This is a genomic window from Vibrio sp. Y176 (assembly GCF_033438945.1).
Genome location: NZ_JAWOQS010000014.1, coordinates 42789 through 66546, shown reverse-complemented (window position 1 = coordinate 66546; position 23758 = coordinate 42789). Strand labels below are relative to the sequence as shown.

The 23758-nt window shown below is 46.1% G+C and carries 18 protein-coding genes; 4 read left to right on the top strand and 14 right to left on the bottom strand.

Translation table 11 applies throughout. The features are described 5' to 3' along the window. Window positions 1-1011: 1011 nt before the first annotated feature. A complete protein-coding gene (locus tag R7O13_RS21890; RefSeq protein WP_318304698.1) occupies window positions 1012-2583 on the top strand; it encodes an ABC-F family ATP-binding cassette domain-containing protein in 1572 nt (523 codons plus the stop codon). Then, entirely contained in the window at window positions 2580-3737 is a 1158-nt protein-coding gene (locus tag R7O13_RS21885) for an MFS transporter (RefSeq protein WP_213867233.1), read from the top strand. The genes R7O13_RS21890 and R7O13_RS21885 overlap by 4 nt, the downstream gene beginning before the upstream one ends. Before the next feature lie 74 nt (window positions 3738-3811). Here R7O13_RS21885 and fis read toward each other — a convergent pair whose 3' ends face one another. From fis to R7O13_RS21840, 9 genes are all read right to left on the bottom strand, one after another. After that, complete coding sequence (fis, locus tag R7O13_RS21880; RefSeq protein ID WP_000462885.1) at window positions 3812-4108, bottom strand: DNA-binding transcriptional regulator Fis; 297 nt, start codon at window positions 4106-4108, stop codon at window positions 3812-3814. Window positions 4109-4131: 23 nt separating this feature from the next. Then, window positions 4132-5100 carry a tRNA dihydrouridine synthase DusB gene (gene dusB / locus R7O13_RS21875; RefSeq protein WP_005382505.1) on the bottom strand — a complete coding sequence of 323 codons (969 nt, stop codon included), beginning with the start codon at window positions 5098-5100 and terminating at the stop codon, window positions 4132-4134. A gap of 139 nt (window positions 5101-5239) precedes the next feature. Next, on the bottom strand, window positions 5240-6127 hold the full coding sequence (gene prmA, locus R7O13_RS21870; RefSeq protein ID WP_005382507.1) for a 50S ribosomal protein L11 methyltransferase: 888 nt from the start codon (window positions 6125-6127) through the stop codon (window positions 5240-5242). Between the two features lie 165 nt (window positions 6128-6292). Then, window positions 6293-7636 carry an acetyl-CoA carboxylase biotin carboxylase subunit gene (gene accC, locus R7O13_RS21865; protein WP_005382509.1) on the bottom strand — a complete coding sequence of 448 codons (1344 nt, stop codon included), beginning with the start codon at window positions 7634-7636 and terminating at the stop codon, window positions 6293-6295. Window positions 7637-7650: 14 nt separating this feature from the next. Continuing rightward, on the bottom strand, window positions 7651-8112 hold the full coding sequence (gene accB, locus R7O13_RS21860; protein WP_005386355.1) for an acetyl-CoA carboxylase biotin carboxyl carrier protein: 462 nt from the start codon (window positions 8110-8112) through the stop codon (window positions 7651-7653). A gap of 61 nt (window positions 8113-8173) precedes the next feature. Continuing rightward, window positions 8174-8623 carry a type II 3-dehydroquinate dehydratase gene (gene aroQ, locus R7O13_RS21855; RefSeq protein ID WP_054579330.1) on the bottom strand — a complete coding sequence of 150 codons (450 nt, stop codon included), beginning with the start codon at window positions 8621-8623 and terminating at the stop codon, window positions 8174-8176. A gap of 303 nt (window positions 8624-8926) precedes the next feature. Beyond that, the gene (gene acs, locus R7O13_RS21850) at window positions 8927-10879 is read right to left on the bottom strand and encodes an acetate--CoA ligase (protein ID WP_005386359.1); all 1953 of its coding nucleotides are present in this window, start codon (window positions 10877-10879) and stop codon (window positions 8927-8929) included. 237 nt (window positions 10880-11116) lie between these two features. Continuing rightward, window positions 11117-11746, bottom strand: coding sequence for a 3'-5' exonuclease (locus R7O13_RS21845; RefSeq protein ID WP_182039309.1), 630 nt, complete (start codon window positions 11744-11746; stop codon window positions 11117-11119). A gap of 33 nt (window positions 11747-11779) precedes the next feature. Further along, complete coding sequence (locus R7O13_RS21840; protein WP_182039310.1) at window positions 11780-13606, bottom strand: DUF294 nucleotidyltransferase-like domain-containing protein; 1827 nt, start codon at window positions 13604-13606, stop codon at window positions 11780-11782. Window positions 13607-13839: 233 nt separating this feature from the next. Between R7O13_RS21840 and R7O13_RS21835 the strand changes: the two genes are divergently transcribed. Further along, window positions 13840-15027, top strand: coding sequence for a 3-phenylpropionate MFS transporter (locus R7O13_RS21835; RefSeq protein WP_005382367.1), 1188 nt, complete (start codon window positions 13840-13842; stop codon window positions 15025-15027). A gap of 135 nt (window positions 15028-15162) precedes the next feature. Then, window positions 15163-18594 carry a PAS-domain containing protein gene (locus R7O13_RS21830; protein WP_138940501.1) on the top strand — a complete coding sequence of 1144 codons (3432 nt, stop codon included), beginning with the start codon at window positions 15163-15165 and terminating at the stop codon, window positions 18592-18594. 91 nt (window positions 18595-18685) lie between these two features. Here the strand turns inward: R7O13_RS21830 and R7O13_RS21825 are convergent, their stop codons facing one another. From R7O13_RS21825 to R7O13_RS21805, 5 genes are all read right to left on the bottom strand, one after another. Beyond that, on the bottom strand, window positions 18686-20071 hold the full coding sequence (locus R7O13_RS21825; RefSeq protein ID WP_025768815.1) for a class II fumarate hydratase: 1386 nt from the start codon (window positions 20069-20071) through the stop codon (window positions 18686-18688). Window positions 20072-20088: 17 nt separating this feature from the next. Continuing rightward, window positions 20089-20466: a hypothetical protein gene (locus tag R7O13_RS21820; RefSeq protein ID WP_005382370.1), complete on the bottom strand. Its 378-nt coding sequence runs from the start codon at window positions 20464-20466 to the stop codon at window positions 20089-20091. A 199-nt stretch (window positions 20467-20665) separates the two neighbouring features. Further along, a complete protein-coding gene (locus R7O13_RS21815) occupies window positions 20666-21148 on the bottom strand; it encodes a hypothetical protein (protein ID WP_005382371.1) in 483 nt (160 codons plus the stop codon). Between the two features lie 108 nt (window positions 21149-21256). After that, entirely contained in the window at window positions 21257-22984 is a 1728-nt protein-coding gene (locus R7O13_RS21810) for a sodium:solute symporter family protein (RefSeq protein ID WP_005382372.1), read from the bottom strand. A gap of 12 nt (window positions 22985-22996) precedes the next feature. Further along, window positions 22997-23260 (bottom strand): DUF4212 domain-containing protein, encoded by a 264-nt coding sequence (locus tag R7O13_RS21805; protein ID WP_005382373.1) that lies wholly within the window; start codon window positions 23258-23260, stop codon window positions 22997-22999. Between the last annotated feature and the right edge of the window lie 498 nt (window positions 23261-23758).

Sequence of the window (23758 nt, the reverse complement as noted above, 5' to 3'; positions counted from 1 at the left end):
AGTTGGTTAGAATACCGGCCTGTCACGCCGGGGGTCGCGGGTTCGAGTCCCGTCCACTCCGCCACTTATATTAAGCCTCAGTCGAAAGACTGAGGCTTTTTTTGTTTTGGTTAACCGACTTACCTTAAATCCACTTTCATATTGAAACCTTGCATCGAGAGGCAGGCTTCCCTCTGGCTATGCTTTCTAAGCCCTGTTATGAGTGAAGTGGAACGCAGTTTTGTGTGGTTTCTACTGAACCGGGTCCTAGTATCGAGCGCTAGTTCTCAGCCCTTGTGCTTACTTACCAAAGCTTCCTTTATTCCTTTATTATTACCTGGAAAATTTATTCACTAGGTTATGTTATTTTCGGGGGAGATTTCTCTGCTTTAGATGTTTTGATTTAGCCATAGGCGCTTATTAATATAAACTCAGCGCATTTAAAACTTTTCAAACATGGATTTTGTTTTGTCGATCTATTTAAGCCAGTGTCTTAAAGTATATTCGCTACTTCTTCCCTCTAACCCTCTCTAACCTTCAAAGCCACCACTACGTACGTATAACGTGAGCGGTATAGGTGCTTTCATAGCTGTGTTTGCTGAGTAAGCAGTTCACCTGGCACATTGACTGAGGAAAAGTCTTCTTTCTGTGGACCTTCGTGTAAGTCACGATAGTTTTAACAATTATCTGGTACTTTTTATTCTAAAGGTGTACGCTTCACATCGAATATTTTTTCGACAGTAAATCATGTTATATCTCTTGTTTAAAAGCTTTGTAAGAAGGCTGAACTCCGTGCAAAAAACGCGATGAAGTGTTGCTCGGAGTCTTAAATTATCTTCATCAGGTGTTTTATGTGTGGGTAGCTTCGCTGAAGTTATACGCAGGAGCTTGTACACCTGATAAAAGAGAAGAGATGGCCGGTGATATTTCATCATCGGCCTTTTTGTATCTGTTAAGCAGCTACAAAGCATTACCCAGTATTGAAATAAGGGCCGGTATTGATCACCGGCCCTTTTTTATTTGGTTGAAAACATGAGTATTTTACAAGTTAAAAATTTGTCTTATCAGATAGCTGATAAGACGTTATACAACAACGTGACCTTTCGTATTAACGTGGGAGAGAAAATAGGTATCACCGGAGCGAATGGTGTTGGAAAAAGCACCTTATTGAAACTGCTTTTCGGTGAATTATCTGCAGATAAGGGCTGCATTGAATGGTTACCAAACCTTGAGGTGGGGTATTTAGAACAACATTTTAAGATGGATAATGCGCTGACGGTTTATGAATGCTTAAAGAGTGCTTTTGAGAACTTATACGCTGCCGAGCAGAAGCTTTGGACTTTGTATCAGGCGATGACCGAGTCTCACTCTACATCTCTTTTAAGCCAAGTCGCTCGGCTACAGGCATATTTAGAAGATGAAGACTTCTATGCAATTAATACCAAAATTGAACGAGTTGCTGTAGGTCTTGGTATTTATCAATTTGGCTTAGATACACCGCTTGTCTCGCTAAGTGGCGGTCAAAGGCACAAAGTCCTTTTAGGCAGGTTGTTACTCCACAACCCCGATGTGTTAATTCTCGACGAGCCGACAAACTATCTTGATGCTCTGCACATTGAATGGTTGGTCACGTTTCTCAACGATTACACTGGCACTGTTTTACTGGTTTCTCATGATATTGATTTCCTTAATCAAGTAGCGACCAGTGTTTGTGATATTGATTATCAAACGGTTCGAAAATACAGCGGTACTTATGTCAAAGCAATGCAGCAAAAGCAGCACGACGGTGCTTTATTAGAAAAGCAATATAAGGCTCAGCAAAATGAAATTCGAAAGTTAGAGCAATTTATTGCCAAAAATGGCGCTGGAGTTAACGCGAGTCTTGCTAAGGGGCGCAAGAAAAAACTGGATAAAATCGAACCTATTCAACTGAATAATATAGAAAAAGTATCGATGTTTGACTTTGCTCACCAGCCTATTGGGCAACAGTATGTGATTGACACAAAAGAGTTGATGATAGGTTATCAGCAGCCTCTGCTTCCTGCGCTTGATATCACGTTAGCGCGCGGGAAAAAGTTGGTTGTTGCTGGTTTTAACGGCGTGGGTAAGTCGACCTTACTTAAAACCCTGATGAGGGAGATCGAGCCACTCTCTGGTGAGGTGGTATTGGCAAAAGGTGCAATGATTGGTTATTTTTCTCAAGATTTGTCTTGGCGCCATCCTCAGAACACACCTGAACAGGAGCTGTGCTCTTGTGCGCCAACAATCTCAAGCAAAGAGTCACGCAAGCTATTAGCTCGCTTTGGGATCACGGGGGATAAGACGCAGCGCCACTTAGATACATTGAGCGGTGGTGAGCAAACTCGGGTGAAACTGTGTTGTTTATCGGTTCAGAAATGCCATGTTTTGCTGTTGGACGAACCAACAACACATTTGGATAGCAGCAGCAAAAATGCGCTTAAAGAGGCTCTCCAGCGCTTTTCCGGTAGCGTGATTGTGGTATCTCATGAGAAGGCATTTTTGCAATCTTGGCCTGATAGAGTTTTAGATATTTCGTTGCTCACTTGTGCTGAATCGAAAACAGAACAGGAGGTGGAGCTATGATGCAGTCCATGATCCTATTTCTCGTTGCTTTTCTTGTTGGTGCTGATGAGTTGATGCTTGGATCTATTCTTGAACCCATCGGAAATGATTTAAGTGTTCAACCGAGTCAGGTTACCTTATTTATTACGGCATATAGTTTAGCCATAGCAATTTGCGCTCCTTACTTGGGCCGTTTATCAGACCGAGTTGGGCGTATTCGTATCATGGTGCCTGCTTGCTTTGTATTTGGGGTTGCGTCTATTACGACGGGCATAGTTCATGATTTTGAACTTGCTATTGCAACTCGAGTGATCACTGGTATTGCAAGTGCAGGCATGTTGCCAATTGCATTCGCGTTAGCGGGAGACGCGAAGGGTAATAGAGCGATGCGTCAAATTGTGATGGTTCAGGCGGGATTAACGCTAGGTATGATAACTAGCCCTGCGATCGGAGCATTGTTGACCCAGCTTTTATCATGGCGTGCCGCTTTTATTATTTTGGGCGTTGCGGCTCTTCTTGTCAGTGCTATGAGCGTAGTGTTCATGAATGACCAGCATGATGAGTCCCAAATGTCAGATGCTCTGCCACCTATAACAGGTGTAATTCATGTTCCTGGCGCGTTGAGGGCGATTTTAGCGATGTGTTTAGCTCTAGGGGGAGGTATTGGTGTATTTAACCTGATAGGCCTTCATATTCGAGATACCAGCGATTTGGCGCTCGGTTGGGTGGGCGCTATTTATGCAGCTCTAGGGATCGTGAGTGTGGTTGGAAATATGTGCGTGGCAAGAGCTTCTCGCTGGCTTGGTAGCTCTCGAGCCGTTATGCGAGTGGCCTTAATGGTGTGCATACCTTGTAGTGCATGGGTGTTCTCAAATGAGATGAGTACGGTGACCGCTTATCTTCCAGCTCTAGTGCTCTGGTCTCTCGCTGGAGGGGTTGGTTCTCCGGCATTACAAGCACATATCGCAAGCTTATCTGATGAATATCGAGGTGTGTTGATGTCTTTTGGAATGAGTATGATGCACTTTGGTGTCGCGATTTGGTCTGCCTTGGCGGGCTTCGCGTATTCTGTAGGCAATGAATGGGTCGCTTTCGTGGCTTTGCTATTGTTTGGCTCAGCAGTAGTTATCTTAAAGCCAGTTGGTAATACTGAACAAAGTGAGCGTTATTCGTAGTGTTTTAGTAGATAAAGAAAAGCCGTTACCTAAAAAGGTAACGGCTTGTTCCAAATACTTTTTGAAAAACGGTCTTAGTTCATGCCGTATTTCTTAAGTTTCTTGCGAAGAGTACCGCGGTTGATACCCATCATAGTTGCTGCGCGAGTTTGGTTACCGCGAGTGTACTGCATGATAGTATCTAGTAGTGGCTGTTCAACTTCAGCTAGAACTAATTCGTATAGTTCTGTTACTTCCTGGCCGTTTAGTTGAGCAAGGTAGTTTTTAAGAGACGCTTTAACAGAGTCACGTAAAGGCTTCTGAGTAATCTGGTCTTGTGACGTTACTGTAGTTACTGTTAATGCTTCTGAAGTCAGATTTTGTTCGAACATATTCGGTCTAGCTCTTCTCTTAATTATGATGCAACGTTATCAAAATAACCTTCTAACGCCTCAATTTGCAGCGGAGCTGCGTCGATAGCGTTGAAGGTACGGCGAAACTCACTTGCCTGTTCATGCTCTTTCAGGTACCACCCAACGTGCTTGCGCGCGATACGTGGACCTAAGAACTCCCCATAAAACTCATGCAGAGCATTTACATGACCAAGCATAATGGTTTTCACTTCCTCAGTTGGAAGTTCCTCCATTGTGGTGCCGTTTTCCAAATAGTGATGGATTTCTTGGAAAATCCAAGGACGACCCTGGGCAGGGCGTCCAATCATTAAAGCGTCCGCACCGGTGTACTCCAGTACAAATTTGGCTTTCTCCGGGCTATCGATATCACCGTTCGCGATAACCGGAATTGAAATCGCCTCTTTTACCGCTTTAATGCTGTCATATTCGGCCTCACCTTTGTACATACATGCTTTCGTTCTGCCATGCAGAGCAAGAGCTTGTATGCCGCAGTTTTCGGCTAATTTAGCGATCTGGACACAGTTCTTGTTGTCTGTATCCCAGCCAGTTCGAGTCTTTAACGTTACAGGAACGTCCACTGCATTCACGACCGCTTTCAAAATCTCTTCGATAATGTTTGGGTATTGAAGCAGAGCAGAGCCCGCTAGCTTCTTATTCACTTTTTTTGCCGGGCAGCCCATGTTGATGTCGATGATTTGTGCACCGTTCTCAACACTGAATTGAGCTGCGTCCGCCATAAGCTGTGGATCGGAACCTGCAATCTGTACAGAGCGAATGCCCGATTCGCCCTCGTGTACCATGCGCTGTTTCGACTTTGACGTTCCCCATAGTTTTGGGTTAGCGGACATCATTTCACTGACGGCCATTCCCGCACCATAGCGAAGACACAACTCGCGAAACGGTCTATCCGTTACACCAGCCATAGGGGCTACGATTAGATTGTTCTTAAGTTGATAGTTTCCGATTTTCAAAACGTCATCACAGTTCTGTACCAGCAAGGGCGCGCATTTTACGCATTTTTTCACTGCGTGAAAAGACTAATATTTGAGCATTTACAAATTGTTTTTGTAAATTGTATGAATTTCAAACAATTAGCTCTGAAAACCTTGTCTAGCCTTGCTTACGACCAGAGATGCGACACCATTCACTTTGCTCAACAATCGGGTCAATGTGAAGCTCGTCACGGTAATAGTTCGCAACATCTTCAGCTTGAGTGTCTAATACGCCGGACATAGCGAGGTCGCCATTTGGCTTAACTAGTCCTTTGATGATAGGTGCAAGCTCACGTAAAGGTCCCGCAAGGATGTTGGCCACAACGACGTCAGCGACGAGACCTTCTGGTTGATTTTGCGGTAAGTAAACTTCTAGTTTGTCTGCAACGCCATTACGCTCAGCATTGTCTTTTGAAGCAAGCAGGGCTTGAGGATCAATGTCGATCCCTATCACTTTTTCAGCGCCCAGTTTGATCGCTGCGATCGCAAGAATACCTGAGCCACAACCGAAGTCGATAACGGTCTTACCGCTTAAGTCCATGCTTTCTAGCCACTCAAGACAAAGTGCTGTTGTAGGGTGAGTACCCGTACCGAATGCAAGGCCTGGATCCAACATAACATTAACAGCATCAGGATCTGGAATGTCGCGCCAGCTTGGACAAATCCATAAGCGTTCACCAAATTTCATGGGGTGGAAGTTTTCCATCCATTCGCGTTCCCAGTCTTTATCTTCAAGCTGTTCTACTTTGTAAGCAAAATTGTCAGCCAGCATATTGCTCGCTTTAATTTGGTCGATGATGAAGTTAGTGTCTGCTTCTGCATCATACAGTGCCAGAATATCAGTATCGCCCCATAAGCGAGTTTCGCCAGGTAGAGGTTCGAATACAGGTGTATCCTGCGCGTCTAAGAATGTAACAGACAGCGCGCCAGTCTCTTCCATTAGCATATCGCCGATTTGCTCAGCGTTTTCATTGGTCGCGTTGAGTTTGATTTGAATCCAAGGCATTGGTTTTTGCTCTTAAAGTGAATGAAGTGGCGCAGAGTTTACCAGAACTCTACGATTTGTTTGAGTATATACCCAAATAAGCCGATTTATATGTTGAGCCCTTTGCGTACATATAAAACAAAAATGCCCACGGGAGTGGGCATTTTTTAAGACGTTTGCTTAGGCTTATTGTAAGCCAAGCTTCTTCTCTAGGTAGTGGATGTTTGCACCACCGTGTTGGAAGTTTTCGTCATTCATAATGGAGAATTGCAGTGGCACGTTAGTTTTGATGCCTTCGATGATCATCTCACCCAGTGCGTTTTTCATACGTGCAATCGCTACATCACGGTTCTCACCGTAAGTGATCAGTTTACCAATCATTGAATCGTAATGAGGTGGTACTGTGTAGCCTGTGTAGATATGAGATTCCCAACGTACACCCATACCGCCAGGAGCGTGGAAACGCTCGATCTTACCCGGAGATGGTAGGAAGCGCTCAGGGTCTTCTGCGTTGATACGACACTCAATCGCATGGCCACGGATCTTAATATCATCTTGAGTGAATGACAGAGGCTGACCCGCTGCAACACGAAGCTGTTCTTTGATTAGGTCGATGCCAGTAACCATCTCTGTTACTGGGTGCTCTACCTGAATACGAGTGTTCATTTCGATGAAGTAGAACTCACCGTTCTCGTATAGGAATTCAAACGTACCTGCGCCGCGGTAACCGATCTCGATACATGCACGAGTACAGCGTTCACCGATGTACTTACGCATTTCTTCTGTGATACCAGGTGCTGGAGCTTCTTCCACTACTTTTTGGTGACGACGTTGCATTGAACAGTCACGCTCACCAAGGTGAATTGCGCCGCCTTGACCGTCAGCAATAACCTGAACTTCAACGTGACGAGGGTTTTCTAGGAATTTCTCCATGTAAACCATGTCATTGTTGAACGCCGCTTTTGCTTCAGCACGTGTCATTGCAATGGCTTGGATAAGGTCTTTCTCTGCGCGAACAACACGCATACCACGACCGCCGCCGCCGCCAGATGCTTTGATGATTACTGGGTAACCAATGCGCTTAGCAAATGCTTTGTTTTTCTCTTCGTCATTGTCTAGAGGGCCGTCAGAACCCGGTACACAAGGAACGCCAGCTTTCTTCATTGCATTGATAGCAGATACTTTATCGCCCATTAGGCGGATAGTGTCTGCCTTTGGACCAACGAAGATGAAACCACTGCGCTCAACTTGCTCTGCGAAGTCTGCGTTCTCAGACAGGAAGCCGTAACCTGGGTGGATAGCCACAGCACCAGTCACTTCTGCTGCAGAAATGATGCGTGGAATGTTTAGGTAGCTGTCGATACCACGAGCAGGGCCGATACATACGGTTTCGTCTGCGAGTAGTACGTGCTTAAGATCGCGGTCCGCTGTTGAGTGAACAGCGACGGTCTTAATACCTAATTCTTTACAAGCGCGAAGAATACGAAGTGCAATTTCACCTCGGTTCGCGATGACTACTTTGTCTAGCATAAGGCAAGCCCCGCTTATTCGATTACAACAAGAGGTTGGTCGAATTCAACTGGTTGGCCGTCTTCAGCTAGGATTGCTGTAACAACGCCAGATTTGTCCGCTTCGATTTGGTTCATCATTTTCATTGCTTCAACAATACATAGAGTATCGCCAGCATTTACTTTCTGACCCACTTCTACGAATGCTTTAGAGTCTGGGCTTGGAGAGCGGTAGAAAGTACCAACCATTGGAGAAAGAACTTGGTGACCTGCAGGTGTTGCTGCTGGAGCTTCTGCTGCTGGCGCTTCCGCTACTGGTGCCGCTGCTACTGGAGCAGGTGCCGCCGCTGGAGCTGCTGCGTAGTGAATTGGTGCTTGAGGGGCTGCAGTGCCATGACGGCTGATGCGCACTGACTCTTCACCTTCAGAGATCTCTAGCTCAGCAATGCCAGACTCTTCAACTAACTCAATTAGCTTCTTGATTTTACGAATATCCATCTTTTCTTTCTCTTTTATCTTGTGATTAAGACAACCCTCGTAGGGTTGCAGAGTGTTAGGGTTACTTTGTCTGTAGCTTATTGATCGCTGCAGACAGAGCAAATTCATAACCTTGTGCGCCTAAACCGCAAATCACACCCTCTGCTTTATCTGACAGATAAGAGTGATGACGGAATGGTTCACGTGCGTGCACATTTGATAAGTGCACCTCAATAAATGGGATGGCGACGCCAAGTAATGCATCTCGCAGCGCCACACTAGTATGAGTGAAAGCCGCTGGATTGATGATGATGAAGTCAATCTTGCCATAGGCAGCGTGAATGGCTTCAATCAGTTCGTACTCACGATTTGATTGTAGGTGTTCCAGTTCTACCCCAGCGTTATGGGCTTGCTCTGTAAGAGTATCCACAACTTGAGCTAAGGTACTGTGACCATAGTGTGTCGGTTCGCGCAGACCCAATAGATTAAGATTTGGTCCGTTTAGAACAAGAATCCGTGACTTTGCAGACATTGTGTTGCTATCTTCCCTTATCGTGAGTGGAACGTTTATATTCCCAAATATACGATAGTTCAGCACGATTTTTTTGTTAAAACCGAGCAAATTTTAAAAAATCGACCAAGATTATAGCTAATTCATAGCAATTAGCAGCAATTTACTGGTCTAATCTCCTAATAGCCACTCTCGTTTCTGTAACCAAGTTAACAAAAACAACATAATTGCCATATTTTTTGTGTGGCCAATTTGTGCACTAAAGCAAAAAACCGCCATGAGTGATGGCGGTTTTTAAAGTGCTTTTAAAACAGTTGGTTGAATTTATGCCAATTCTGCTTTCTCTGCGATAAGTTTATCTACAACGCTCGGATCGGCAAGCGTTGATGTGTCTCCGAGGTTGCTGGTATCACCCGTTGCAATTTTACGCAGGATTCGACGCATGATCTTACCAGAACGAGTCTTCGGTAAGGAATCCGTCCAGTGCAGTACATCTGGTGTTGCAATTGGACCAATCTCTTTACGCACCCAATCTTTCACTTCTTTGTGTAGCTCTGCTGACGGGAATTCACCATCGTTCAAGGTAATGTAAGCGTAGATAGCTTGGCCTTTGATATCATGCGGAATGCCCACAATAGCGGCCTCAGCAATTTTATGATGTGCGACAAGAGCCGATTCTATTTCAGCGGTACCCATGCGGTGACCCGACACGTTTAGTACGTCATCAACACGGCCCGTGATCCAGTAGTAACCGTCTTCGTCACGACGAGCCCCATCACTAGTAAAGTACATTCCCTTGAAGGTTGAGAAGTAGGTCTGTTCAAAGCGTTCGTGGTCGCCATAAACAGTACGCATCTGACCTGGCCATGAATCAAGGATCACCAAGTTACCTTCTGCTGCGGTTTCTTCAATGATGTTGCCCATGTTATCAACCAGTGCAGGTTGGACTCCGAAGAATGGTCGAGTTGCTGAGCCTGGTTTTAAGTCTGTTGCGCCTGGTAGTGGTGCAATTAAGATACCGCCGGTCTCTGTTTGCCACCAAGTATCAACGATAGGCGAGCTCTCGTTACCAATCGTTTTGTAGTACCACTCCCACGCTTCAGGGTTGATAGGCTCACCTACTGAACCCATCACACGTAAGCTTGAACGAGATGTCCCTGCTACCGCTTCGTTACCTTTTGCCATTAGTGCACGAATAGCGGTTGGCGCAGTGTAGAGAATGTTCACTTGGTGCTTATCAACCACTTCACTCATACGAGCCGTGCTTGGGTAGTTTGGAACACCTTCAAACAGAATGGTTTTGGCCCCGTTCGCTAGTGGACCATAAATTAGGTAAGTATGGCCTGTAATCCAGCCCACATCCGCGGTACACCAGAAGGTTTCACCTGGTTGATAATCGAAGACATATTTAAAGGTCATTGCCGCGTAGACGAGGTAACCGCCTGTAGTATGTAGTACGCCTTTAGGTTTACCTGTCGAGCCAGATGTGTAGAGGATGAACAGCGGGTCTTCGGCTTTCATCTCTTCTGGTGGGCAAACGTCAGAAACGTTGGCTGTTGCTTCGTGCCACCAAACATCACGGTGTTCATGCCATTCAACATCACCACCTGTACGTTTAAGCACGACGACTTTATTGATGGTTTTTACGTCTGGGTTGGTTAGTGCTTCATCCACGTTCTTTTTCAGTGGAACAGCGCGTCCGCCACGTACGCCTTCGTCTGCGGTGATCACGACTTTAGCGTCAGAGTCGATGATACGGCCGGATAGTGCTTCTGGTGAGAAACCGCCAAATACTACGGTGTGAACCGCACCAATACGGGTACAAGCGAGCATAGCCACAGCGGCTTCTGGCACCATTGGCATGTATAGACACACCACGTCTCCCTTGCGTACGCCTTGCTCTTTCAATGCGTTGGAGAATTTACACACTTCTTTGTGCAGTTCGTTGAAAGTGAGTGTTTTGTCGTCGGCTGGATCATCGCCTTCCCAAATGATGGCGACGTCGTCCCCGTGTTCTGCAAGATGACGGTCAATACAGTTAGCCGAGACGTTCAGTGTGCCATCTTCAAACCAGCGAATATCAACATGGCCAGTGTCGAAAGAAGTGCTTTTTACTTTGGTGAAAGGTTTGATCCAATCAACGATTTTGCCGTGTTCGTTCCAGAAGCCCTCTGGATCGGTTACCGACTGCTGATACATGGCTAAGTAAGTATCATTATCCGCGTGTGTATGAGTTTTAATATTTTCTTTTACCGGATAAACGTGGGCTTCGCTCATGGCTTCTCTCCTTGTGCCTTATTTCTCGGCCTTACACCAATCTAGATAAGATTTTGAATATATTTTTGTAGGGCTGTTTTTTGGTTCTAAATAACTTGGTCGTGGTAATGACGACGTTGTGCTTATAACTGTCAGTCACCGCGCGTATTTCCACAATTAGACTTTAGGATGAGAGTGATGGAAGCGCCGGGAAATCGCTGAAACAAAAGTATTTCTGGGAGCTAGGTCAACTGATTTTTATGTATACGGTGCGGTTAGGTTGGGTAAATCGCCTTTCGTTAAGCGGACAAAGACCAAAGCGGCAGAAATCGCGTCTTGCAAGGCGTCGTGTTTGTCTTGGATAGGAAGTTCGAGGTGTTTACAAATGGCATCCAGACTTAAGTCGAAGTAGGCATTCGGCAAATGTCGTTCCAACTTATCGTGATAAATCTGACTGACCTCGATGAGTGGGTTAGGAAGTGGGAAGCCAAGTTGCCGCAGACAAGCAAGGTCTAAGATCTTTTTATCGTAACGAATGTGATAGCCCACAAGTGGTCGGTTGCCGATAAAGTCGAGCAGCTCGAGCAGCGCCTCTTTTTCACTGATGCCATCGACTAAGTCTTGGTGGCGAATTCGATGGATCTTGACCGAGCCTGAGTCGAGCGATTGCGGCGCGCGTAAGCGGACTTCAAATGGTTGACTGGTGATGATGCGGTTGTCGATGATCTTGGTGGCTGCAATAGTCACCAGCTCGGCGCGATTTGGGTCAAGGCTGGTGGTTTCGCAGTCAAGAGAGACGTATTCTGTTTTATCTGGCATGCAAAACAGCGACTGATAAGGCGAGCCTTTCAATTTGTAGTACCAGTATTTGCGTTGTAACCAGTTCATTGCTTACGCCTCTGTGATTTATGAAAATCAGGGTTAATCACGAATTTGATAATGGAAGCCTAAAAATTGCTTAAATTTCTTCACCACATGTAAGCTGTGGCGAAGCAAATCACGCTCAGTTCTATCCAGTTGTTTAATATCAATGTTATTCAACGCTTCTTGCTTTTTGAGTTGCTGATTAAGGCGAAGTTTAAAGAACAATTTCAGTGCTTCGTTGAGATTATCTGCCGTTTCGGATTCTAAGATGCGCTTATTTCTCAGAGCTTCAATGCGCTCAAACGTGTTCTTCTCTTCAATGGCATATTCCAAAGACAAGGTGCGAATGCCGTGTACAATTGGGAAAATACCGCCGCGTTTAATGTCCAATCCGTCTTTAGCACTTTTTACGTTGCCAAACAGAGTTAGGGGCACAGAAAACTGCAAGGCAGGGCGAGTAAAGTCAGACAATATCAACATGCGATCTTTCATTGTGTCACGAAGATGCGCCGCAATTGGAGCCAGCAGCTCGCAATTCCCAGCAACAGCATGGGCGTCACTGAAAATGGCTAAGTCCATGATTTGTTGTGGTTCGGCTTTAGCTATCCAGTGGTTTAGGGTACTTATCCATTCTTGCTGTGTTTTGACCCATTTCGGGTTGTTAACCATCACTTTACCAGGGCAAAGTGGATAACCGAGCTGTTGTAGGGTGTGTGTGAAGGATTGCATCACTTGTTCGCAATGAGGCCATTCCAGACCATCTTGAATAATCAGGGCATTGTCTTGATCGGTTTTGAGAATTTGCTCTCCTCGGCCTTCAGAGCCGAGTACGATCAAGCAACAATGGTCGTGCAAGGCTGGTGGTATCACTAACTCGAACGCTTTCTCTATAATTTGTTCGTTTACGGCTGAGATAAGCTCCATGATGAAGCGAGTGCGGATGCCGTTTTTCAATAAGCTCTCGACCAATTGACGTTGGCGGTTTGAGGCCAAAGCGAGCTCTGCCACGCTGCTTGCTCGAGCAATACTGAGCGTTAACACGTGAGAGTGGGTTGAGAACGCGCTAAGAATTTGGGTCATATCCAGCATGCCAACGGCTCTGTTGCCTTCACATACCATGAGGCGTTTCATTCTGTTTCTGGTCATTGTGATCATGGCGTTGAATAGAAAGTCTCCATCATCAACGTGATAAACAGGAAAGCTCGCGATCTCACCCACTGGTGTGTCGAGCGCGCAACCATCTATCATCACAGAATGCAGCATATTAGTACGAGTCACTATTGCGTACGGGTGGGCTGATGGCCATTTTTCCAATCGTGGATCATCGCCATGGAGTTGAACCAATGCAGCGTCAATCCCATTTTCTTTTAAGGAACGTGTTACCTCGTTAATTGGTGTATTTGGTTCAAGGATCATCGGTGGGTGATAAATGCTGCGGTCAACTTTAGTGAGAATAAACTCCGCTAAGTTTTGCTGTTGATGGGCCGCTTCGATGAGCTCTTGCCGTTTCGATAAATTGTTATCGAAATAGGCTGCAAACTGGCCATTTTCGTTGTAAAGGGCAAGGAAAATTTCTTTCGGCAGTAGGTAAGAGAGCGTGTCCTCAAGCGCGATGTAGTGATGACGTACCTTGTCTTCAAGTAACGAGCGTACATCGAACATATCGTCGTTGGCATAATGTGCGAACACTTCCTGTTGATCGTTGGAGCGCTCTTCTACCGCGCCTTTGATCAGAATATGTAAGTGGGGGTTCTTCTGTCCGCAGGATAAAATAACATCTCGAGCTCGATAGTAGGCGACGTCCAGAGACGATCGCAGTCGCGTTTGTTGTGCTTCAGTTAAGCGATCGAACGGTGGAGATTGCATGTTAAATTTGTCAGGCATGAGAACACCCAATAATGATGGAAGGAACACTCTCTAAGTCTGACAAATTTCTTACCGGAAGCCAGACGACTTTGGTCTAAATTACGATGTTTTCGCTTGAAGATGCCAAATGTCGCAAAGTTAGTATTCCATCGAGGAAACGATAAGTTTCTTATTCTTCCCTTTTTATAATACGCATGGCGATCCATAATTCCCGGCTCGAACGTTGGTGTTCCCGCTTTAGGATATTAGTAATGTTGAAACCTTCTCCGTATGGCTGGATTTCCCAGTACTTTCTCGGATTCTTCTTTGCGTATGGCGTGTATCTGCCATTTTGGTCACTTTGGTTTAAGGATCAGGGCGTATCTTCGACAGATATCGGTTTGCTGGTCGGGTTAGGCCTTGCGACACGTTGTGTTGCCAATATCGTGATCACCCCACGAGTACACAAAGTCGAACATCTTATGCCTGCTTTACGTTGGTTGAGTTTCGCTGCCCTCCTTTTTGTTGGATTTCACTTTTTTACGGGTGGTAGCTTTTGGTTAATGGCACTAGCGACAGTGTTGTTCAATCTTTGTTGTGGACCGATTATTCCGTTGTCGGACGCGATGGCAAATTACTACGCTCGCCTGAAAATGCTCGATTATGGCCGCACGCGGCTATGGGGTTCGATCGCCTTTATCGCAGGCTCGACGGCAGTGGGCTACTTGGTGGCTGAATTTGGCTCCGATATGATCTTGTACACTGCGATGTTCGGCGTGTTTATCTCGTTGCTGTTTGCTATGCGACCGACTAACCCAATGCCTGTAACGCACGGTGGGCAAAGCGCAGAACGTCCAAAGCTGACCGCTCTTTTGACCGACAAGCCGATACTAAAATTCTTAGTGTTGGTGTCACTAATTCAGGGCAGTCATGCGGCTTACTACGGCTTTAGTGCGATTCACTGGAAGGCCGCTGGTCACTCGGAAGATGTCATTGGCTACTTGTGGAGCTTAGGAGTGGCCGCAGAAGTGGCAGTGTTTGCATTGAGTAAGCGCTTATTCGTAGGTTGGTCAATACGCGCGCTGTTTATTGCTGCTGCCGTTGGTGTAATGATGCGTTGGGGTATTACGGCGTCGACAACATCAATTATTGCTTTGGTGATTGTTCAACTATTGCATGGTGTGACTTTCGCTACCGCACACATTGCCGCGATCCAATATATCCAAAACTCCGAAGAAAATAAGATCGTAGCGTTGCAAGCGTTGTATAACGCGATTCCGTTGGGCGCATTTATCGCGTTAATGACCGTATTGAGTGGCTGGGGTTATGAGCACTGGGGACCGCTTGTGTTCTGGGGCATGGCCGCGATGGGGTTATTGGCTCTGTTCATCAAGCTTGATTCGCAAGACCCACATCAGGTGGTTGATGTATCAGACAAGCCACTTGAAACACAGAATTAGACTTATGTAACAAAGGTTAAAAACTAAGCTTTGTCTCCGTTATCAAAGCAGTGTTAAATGAAACCTCTCCCTCATGGAGAGGTTTTTTTATTCTCTTGCTTTAAAAGTAGCAAGAAAGGCAAGAAAGGATATCGGATGCAAGGATGGCTGGTGGTTCCCGTTTCTTTAGCGTATTTGGGAGCTTTATTTATCATCGCGTGGTACGGCGACATTCAGAAAAGGTGGCTAGCGCGCTGGCGGCCTTGGATTTATAGCCTTTCCATTGCGGTGTACTGTACATCGTGGACCTTCTACGGCACGGTCGGGCAAGCCAGCAGTAATCCTTGGTCTTTCTTGCCCATCTATATCGCCCCCATTTTAGTGTTTACCATCGGATGGCGCGTTTTAGCTCGGCTTATTTTGATTGCTAAACGGGAACACATCACGTCGATTGCTGACTTTATCGGAGCACGCTACGGTAAATCCCAAGGTTTGGCCGTGGTTGTTACGCTCATAGCGGTTGCGGGAATTTTGCCGTACATCGCTTTACAGCTGCGTGGTATCACTATGGGGCTTGAAATCATTGCACCAGAGCTGGCTACTGATTTTGGTTATCAAAACGATAGCGTGTCGTGGTTTGTTGTGGTCGCATTGGCGATTTTTACGATGCTATTCGGTACCCGCCACATTGATAACACGGAACACCATCGTGGGATGATGATGGCAATTGCCTTCGAATCCATTATCAAACTGCTGGCTTTTTTAGTGGTTGGTGTCTTCATTGTTTGGTTGGCGATGAACACCGAGAGTTTGAGCTTAATAGATGTTGCCGCACAGACGTATCAGTCACCAAATATCCCGACTATATTGATTCATACTGTACTCACGATGCTGGCGATCGTTTGCCTTCCGCGACAATTCCATACGATGGTGGTGGAAAATGAACGTGCTCAAGATTTGCACGTGGCGCGTTGGTTGTTCCCCATTTATCTGATCTTAATGGGGATTTTTGTCTTACCTATTGCATGGGTAGGGCAAGGTCTCTTGAGTGGCGCTTCGCCTGATACTTATGTCATCAGTGTGCCGATGTCGGTAGGGGCGAGTGAAATCGCCTTGCTTGCGTTTCTAGGCGGTACTTCAGCGGCAAGTGGCATGGTTATCGTATCGACGATTGCCTTAGCGATCATGGTCTCGAATGACTTGGTTATGCCATTGCTATTGCGTCGCATGCGACTGACGCAGCGTAACCATCACCATTTTTCTGAATTATTACTGCGGATCCGCCGTGGTTTGATTTTAGTTTTGTTGATTGGCGCGTGGTGTTTCTATCAAGCGTTGGACACCATTCATTCACTTTCTGCTATCGGCTTTCTATCGTTCGCGGCTATCACGCAATTCGCTCCTGCGCTGGTTGGCGGTATGTATTGGCGTCAAGGGAATAAGAAAGGTGTGTATGTTGGCCTCGCGGTGGGTTTTGCTACCTGGTTGATTACGTTAATGAGCCAAACAGACATGCTTGCCGGAGACGCCAGTAATAACTTCCTGATCTGGTTGATTACGCCACCAGAGGTATTGGCTAGCTTTGATATCGCGATTTCAGATTGGGGGATGATCCTCAGCGTGGTCGCTAATGCAGTGTGTTTTGTTGTGGTTTCTATGGCTACCCGACCAAGCCTAAGTGAGCGCTTACAATCGGCATCATTCGTTGGTACACCGTTGCCTGAAAGCGAAAATATGAGTCTGTACCAGAGCCGCGTTACGGTTGCAGAACTGGAAATGCTAGCATCCAGATTTGTAGGACGAACGCGAGTTAAAGCGGCGTTTCAAGCCTACTGGAGCCAGCAACGAGAAGAGTTGATGCCGAATCAACAAGCGCCATCTTCTCTGATTCGGCATACGGAGCGTGTGCTAGCAGGGGTATTTGGAGCATCTTCTGCTAAGTTAGTACTTACTTCCGCTCTGCAAGGAAGAAACATGCAGCTTGAAGAGGTGGCGACTATCGTCGATGAAGCCTCTGAACTGTACGATTTTAGTCGGGGTTTACTCCAAGGCGCGATTGAGCATATTGGACAAGGTATTGCGGTCGTCGATAAGCAACTACGCTTGGTAGCGTGGAACCAACGCTATTTAGAACTCTTTGAATTTCCGCCAGGCCTGATTCAAGTAGGTCGACCGATTGCGGATGTGATTCGGCACAATGCAGAGCAGGGGTTGTGTGGCCCTGGTGACCCTGATGACCACGTCCGTCGCCGTGTTTATCACCTTGAGCAAGGGACTCGGCACACCTCTTCTCGGGTTCGTCCCGATGGTCGCGTGATAGAGGTGCAAGGTAACCCAATGCCAGGTGGTGGCTTTGTGATGAGCTTTACCGACATCACCGTATTCCGTGATGCAGAGCAAGCACTGAAAGACGCCAACGAGACATTGGAAGAAAGAGTACGTCTGCGGACTCGAGAATTAGAACAACTTAACAAGCAGCTGGTGGAAGCGACGCAGCGCTCGGATTTGGAATCGAAGTCCAAATCACGGTTCTTGGCGGCAGTAAGCCATGACTTGATGCAACCGCTCAACGCGGCGCGTCTATTCGCATCTTCACTATCGGAAGTCGCCAAAGACAGCGAAGCCAAAAAGCTGTCAGCACACATTGAAAGTGCTTTAGAGGCTGCCGAAGACTTAATTGGAGATTTGCTGGATATCTCGCGTTTGGAATCGGGCAAGTTGGAAGTCAACGTGCATGGCTTTGCGTTAAATGATGTGTTATCGAATTTGAATGCTGAGTTTAGTGCGTTAGCCAAACAGCAAGGTATAGAGTTCACCATGATTCCGTCTTCACTCATGGTTAAGTCGGATCCCAAACTGCTGCGCCGTGTGGTGCAAAACTTCCTGACCAATGCGTTTCGTTATAACCCGAATGGCAAAGTCGCACTCGGTGTTCGCCGCGTGAAAGGGCGAGTGCGTATTGATGTATGGGATAATGGAGTGGGGATTGAAGAAGAGAAGCAGCAAGAGATTTTTGAAGAGTTTAATCGCGGAACTCAAGTTCGTTCCGACCAAGGCCTCGGACTTGGTTTGGCGATTTCGAAAGGAATTGCTCAGGTACTTGGGCATGAAATTTCGATGCGCTCTTGGGTTGGAAAAGGCAGTGTTTTTTCCATCACCCTAGATAAAGCTGATCATGTTCAGCCTCATCCAGTTCACGTGGCAATGAGTAAGCAATCTGAACTTGGTCATCTGAGAATCCTATGTGTCGATAATGAGCCTGACATTCTAGTCGGCATGGAAAACTTACTTTCCCGATGGGGCTGCGATACACGAGTTGCGATTGATTTAGTTGAAAGTCTACAAGCGCTTGAGGATGGTTGGATTCCGGATGTAATTTTCTCCGATTACCGACTTGATGATGGTCGTACTGGTTTAGAAGTGCTACAGCAATGCCGCCTGAGATTAGGCCACAGCTTTGAAGGCGTCATCATCAGTGCAGATCGTACCGATGATATGCTTGATGGCATCAAAGCAAATGGGTTCAGCTTTATTGCTAAGCCAGTTAAGCCGCTTAAGCTGCGTTCGGTGCTCAATCGAGTCGCTTAGGATTGGAGTGTTTGAAAAATCGCTATAAAAAGAGACCTCCGAATGGAGGTCTCGATGTTTGTAATCTTAGTTGATAGGCTGAGTTTGCCGCTTATTCTGCGACGCCGCCTTGAGTCAGTTTGGCTGGATTAAGCAATCGCTCTAGTGTGGCTCTATCCAAATCAGTTTCTTCTTCCGCGACATCAATAATCGCGCGTCCCTGTTTGTAGGCTTTTTTCGCGACTTCTGCCGCTTTTAGGTAACCAATGACCGGGTTGAGAGCCGTGACCAAAATAGGGTTTTTGGCGAGTGCTATATCCAAGTTATCTTGGCGAACTTCAAACGTCGCAATGGCTTTGTCAGCTAAAGCGGTTGCGCTGTTAGAGAGTAACTCGATGCTCTCCAATACGTTATGAGCAATAACTGGCAGCATGACGTTAAGCTGGAAGTTGCCCGCTTGGCCTGCGACGGTAATGGTGGTGTCATTACCAATGACTTGCGCTGATGCCATAGCTGCGGCTTCTGGGATCACAGGATTTACTTTGCCAGGCATGATGGAAGAACCCGGTTGCAAGCCTTGTAATTCAATTTCACCTAAACCAGCCAATGGGCCTGAATTCATCCAACGAAGATCGTTTGCGATCTTCATGATCGCAACTGCTGCTGTTTTGAGCTGTCCCGACAGAGCGACGATCGCATCTTGACTGCTTAAATTGAAAAAGAAGTTATCACTGGCCGTGAACTGAATACGAGTTGACTGGGTTAGGTTGCTAGCGAATAAGTCTGCAAAGCGTGGATCGGCATTGATCCCCGTTCCAACCGCCGTACCACCTTGGGCTAAGGCTTTTACAGCAGGAAGTGCTTGTTCAATCGCTTGTTTTGCGTGCTCGATTTGGAACTGCCAACCGCCAAGTTCTTGAGCAAAGGTAATTGGCATCGCGTCCATTAAGTGGGTGCGACCGGTTTTTACAACATCTTTCAATGCTTGCTGTTTAGACTCTAGTGTTTGGCTGAGGTGTGACAGGGCCGGGAAGAGCTGTTTTTCGATGGCTAATGCTGCGCTAACTTGAATGGCCGTTGGTACCACATCGTTGCTGCTTTGTCCCATATTGACGTGATCATTAGGGCTGACAGTGCCGCCTAGATGCTGGGAGGCCAGTGTTGCAATTACTTCATTCGCATTCATATTTGAGCTAGTACCTGATCCGGTTTGAAATACGTCAATTGGGAATTGCTCAATATGATTGCCTTCGATAATTGCTTGAGCTGCGTCAGCAATCGCGTTGGCAATATCTCCTTCAAGCAGCCCTAGCTGTGCGTTGGTGAGTGCCGCAGTCTGCTTGATGTGTGCTAACGCTTTGATAAAACCAGATGGCATTTTATGTTGACTGAATGAGAAGTTATCGACGGCGCGTTGAGTTTGGGCTTGGTAGAGAGCATCTGCAGGGACAGTTACTTCGCCCATACTGTCAGTTTCTATGCGGAATTCGGTGCTCATGGTAGGGATCCTTTTGGTTAATCAAGTGAGATTTGAATCAGGCGTAATTGTTGTTGTAGTGCGAGAAATTTCACGTCGCCTTGTTCAAACTGGTAGTAATAGCGTTTGAGGCAAAATAATGGCGTATGGATAGAATCGAGACAGACACGACGGAAGATACGACTGCGAGTTGAGTCTTGAATTGCGTCTAGTAAATGGAAATAAACCTGACGTAAAAACAGCTCACACAACAATAGATTTTCTTCATCGGCATCGTGTTCATAACAGGAAGACAACACCATTCCCCAATGAATATAGTCATGAATCACGTCTGGCTCAAAGCCATGTGGTGCGGCGAGAAGGAATCTATCTTGGGCTTTAAAAAATGCGTTAAAGATGTCCCGTTTGTTGTCCATAACCACCTCTCATTAAATGTAATGATAATTATTATCAATTAACTTGTGGATTGGCAACCCTTTTTAGAGTAAGAGGTTGTTGAAGAAAGATTTACGGAAACAAAAGCCGACGCAAAGGCGTCGGCTGAGTAGGAGTTCATTTATGCTGAGTGAAACTAAGTCACTGTCATTTGAAGACCAGTGAATTAGCTTGTCAGCGTTATTCAGTAAATAAGGTTTCGTACTTCACAAATGCGGTTTGCGTTTCACCATAATACAGTGTGCCGCCTGATTGAATGACGACTCTTAACCAGCTTTCTGCAGATGCAGGCTTTGGTAAGGTGATGTACCAGCTTTGGCCTGCTTGATCGGCGGGCTTCATATCAATCGGTTGAGCGTTTTTCTCTTTGTCACTCACAATAGAAACTTTAACCCCTTCGAGTGGGTAAGCGGCGTTGAGTGACAATTCTAAGTTATTTTTAGTGAGTTTTTCCGAGCGAAATTTCACTTTAAAATCGCCATTTTCCATATCACACAGACCGCTGGTGTAACGACAATTAGACTTACTCGCGAGTTTGTAAGTTTCCCCTTCTTGCGCCGCGTGGGGCTTCTCGCTGAGGGCCATATCGGTACCGAAGTAAGCGATCAAAGAGAGAACTGGCGCAATCAGTAGAGCGAGAATAAAGTGCTTGTTTTTGAACATCTTGGCTTCCTTGCAACGACATACTGCGAATATGGTAACTGAAAAGTGAGAATAAAAAAGCCCCGGACGGCTGGTTCCAAACGGGGCTTTTGTGGTTTTGATTAGTTTTTAGTGATCCACTGCACTACCAGCACCTACTGGTACGCGAACGTGTTCGACTAGGTCTTTTACTTCTTGTGGCGTTTCTGCTGTTACTTTGGAGACAGCGAATGCGACGATGAAGTTAAATAGTGCGCCAATAGCACCAAACGCGTTTGGCTCAATACCCAGGAACCAGTTTGTTCCCCAGCTTTCTAGATATTTCCAATCAGCAACGAAAAGGATGCCTTTGTGTTGGAATACGTAGAACAGCGTAATACTGATACCTGCAATCATACCGGCGATTGCGCCTTCTTTGTTGATGCTCTTGCTGAAGATGCCCATCATCAATGCAGGGAAGATGGATGAAGCGGCAAGACCAAAGGCGAGTGCTACCGTACCTGCGGCAAATCCAGGCGGATTTAAACCGAGATAGCCTGCGGCTGCTATCGCTACTGCCATTGATATTCGACTAGCAAGTAGCTCTTTTTTCTCGGATATGTTCGGATTGATAACCCCTTTGATTAAGTCATGGGAAATAGCTGAAGAAATGGCGAGTAGTAAACCTGCTGCGGTAGATAGTGCAGCTGCAAGACCACCTGCTGCCACAAGTGCGATCACCCAGTTTGGTAGTTTAGCGATCTCTGGGTTAGCCAATACCATGATGTCGTTATCAACGCGCAGTTCGTTGGTGGACGCATCTGAAGTGTATTGGATATTGCCATCGCCATTTTTATCGTCAAAACCGAGTAGTCCAGTTGTTTCCCAGTTTTTGAACCACGCAGGACGCTCGTCATACGCTAGGTGCTGACCCGGAGCTGGATTTACCGTATTCATTAGGTTGAGACGAGCCATCGCTGATACCGCTGGTGCTGTAGTGTAAAGGATTGCGATGAAGATCAGAGCCCAGCCTGCTGATGTACGTGCGTCGCGAACCTTCGGCACGGTAAAGAAACGGATAATTACGTGTGGTAGACCGGCAGTACCAATCATCAGTGACATGGTGTAGACAAACATATTAAGTGTGTCGCCACGTACTTGGGTCGTGTATTCACTGAATCCGAGTTCGGTCACCACTTGGTCAAGCCGATCGAGTAGATAGACATCGGTACCAGCCATGGTACTCCCCAGACCAATTTGTGGGATTGGGTTACCAGTGAGTTGCAGAGAGATAAAGATTGCAGGGATAGTGTAAGCAAGAATGAGTACGCAATATTGAGCAATCTGCGTGTAAGTGATGCCTTTCATGCCGCCAAGAACCGCGTACATGAAAACGATACACATACCAATTAATAGGCCAGTGGAGTAGTCCACTTCTAAGAAGCGACCAAACGCAACACCCACGCCTTTCATCTGACCGATAACATAAGTCACTGATGCGATGATAAGACAAACAACCGCTACGATACGTGCGGTATTGGAGTAAAAGCGTTCACCAACAAACTCTGGCACCGTAAACTTCCCAAATTTGCGTAGGTAAGGCGCTAGCAACAGCGCAAGCAGAACGTAACCACCAGTCCAACCCATTAGAAATACTGAGCCGCCATAGCCCATGAAGGCAATTAAGCCTGCCATTGAGATAAACGACGCTGCGGACATCCAATCGGCTGCGGTTGCCATACCGTTTGCAATCGGGTTTACACCGCCACCAGCAACATAAAACTCTTTGGTTGAGCCGGCGCGAGCCCAAATAGCAATCCCGATGTACAGGATGAACGTGGCGCCAACGACCAGGTAGGTAATAGTTTTCAAATCCATCTGAGTGACTCCTTATTCGTCCACGCCGAATTCACGGTCAATTTGGCGCATCTTCCATGCGTAATAGAAAATAATTCCTAGGAAGGCATAGATGGAGCCTTGTTGAGCAAACCAGAAACCGAGTTTGTAACCGCCTAGTTGAAATTGATTTAGTACGTCGACAAATAAGATGCCGCAGCCGAAAGACACGACGAACCAGATGACCATTAGGCCGATCATGAGCTTCACGTTTTTGTCCCAATAGGCTTTGGCTCTTTCTTCGCTTTCAAATGCCATTGCCGTCTCCTTACGATTGGTATTGTTGTTAATGAAATGTTTCAATATGTACATTAGCAAGGTGTTGGCAATAACTCTTTTCAACTTTAGTCGGGGTGTTAAAAATGAAGAACCTCCATGCTATGGGCTTTTGCAGCGAATAAAGGGGTAAAATGTTATGTTAATAAACTGTTAAGTTAGCCAAAGGTCTAAAGGTTGATTGGATAAACAAGCATGATTAAGACGGGCCATTAATCTTTTCTTCATTGAATTTGGAGATGCTGTGTAAATATTGGTGGTGATCTTGTGGCTCTTAAAGAGAGAAGGCGTAGATAAGAAAGATCACAAGTAATTTATTTACATAAAGTTTTCGCATCAAATCACCGTTTTAACGCACAATAAAGTAATATAACTGAGTCATTCTCGTACAACCTCGCATTTTGAGACGGTGTAAAGGGGAGGCAGATTAGGGCATTACCTCATTAACGAAGTAGCCTTGCTCATCACAATTATTATCGT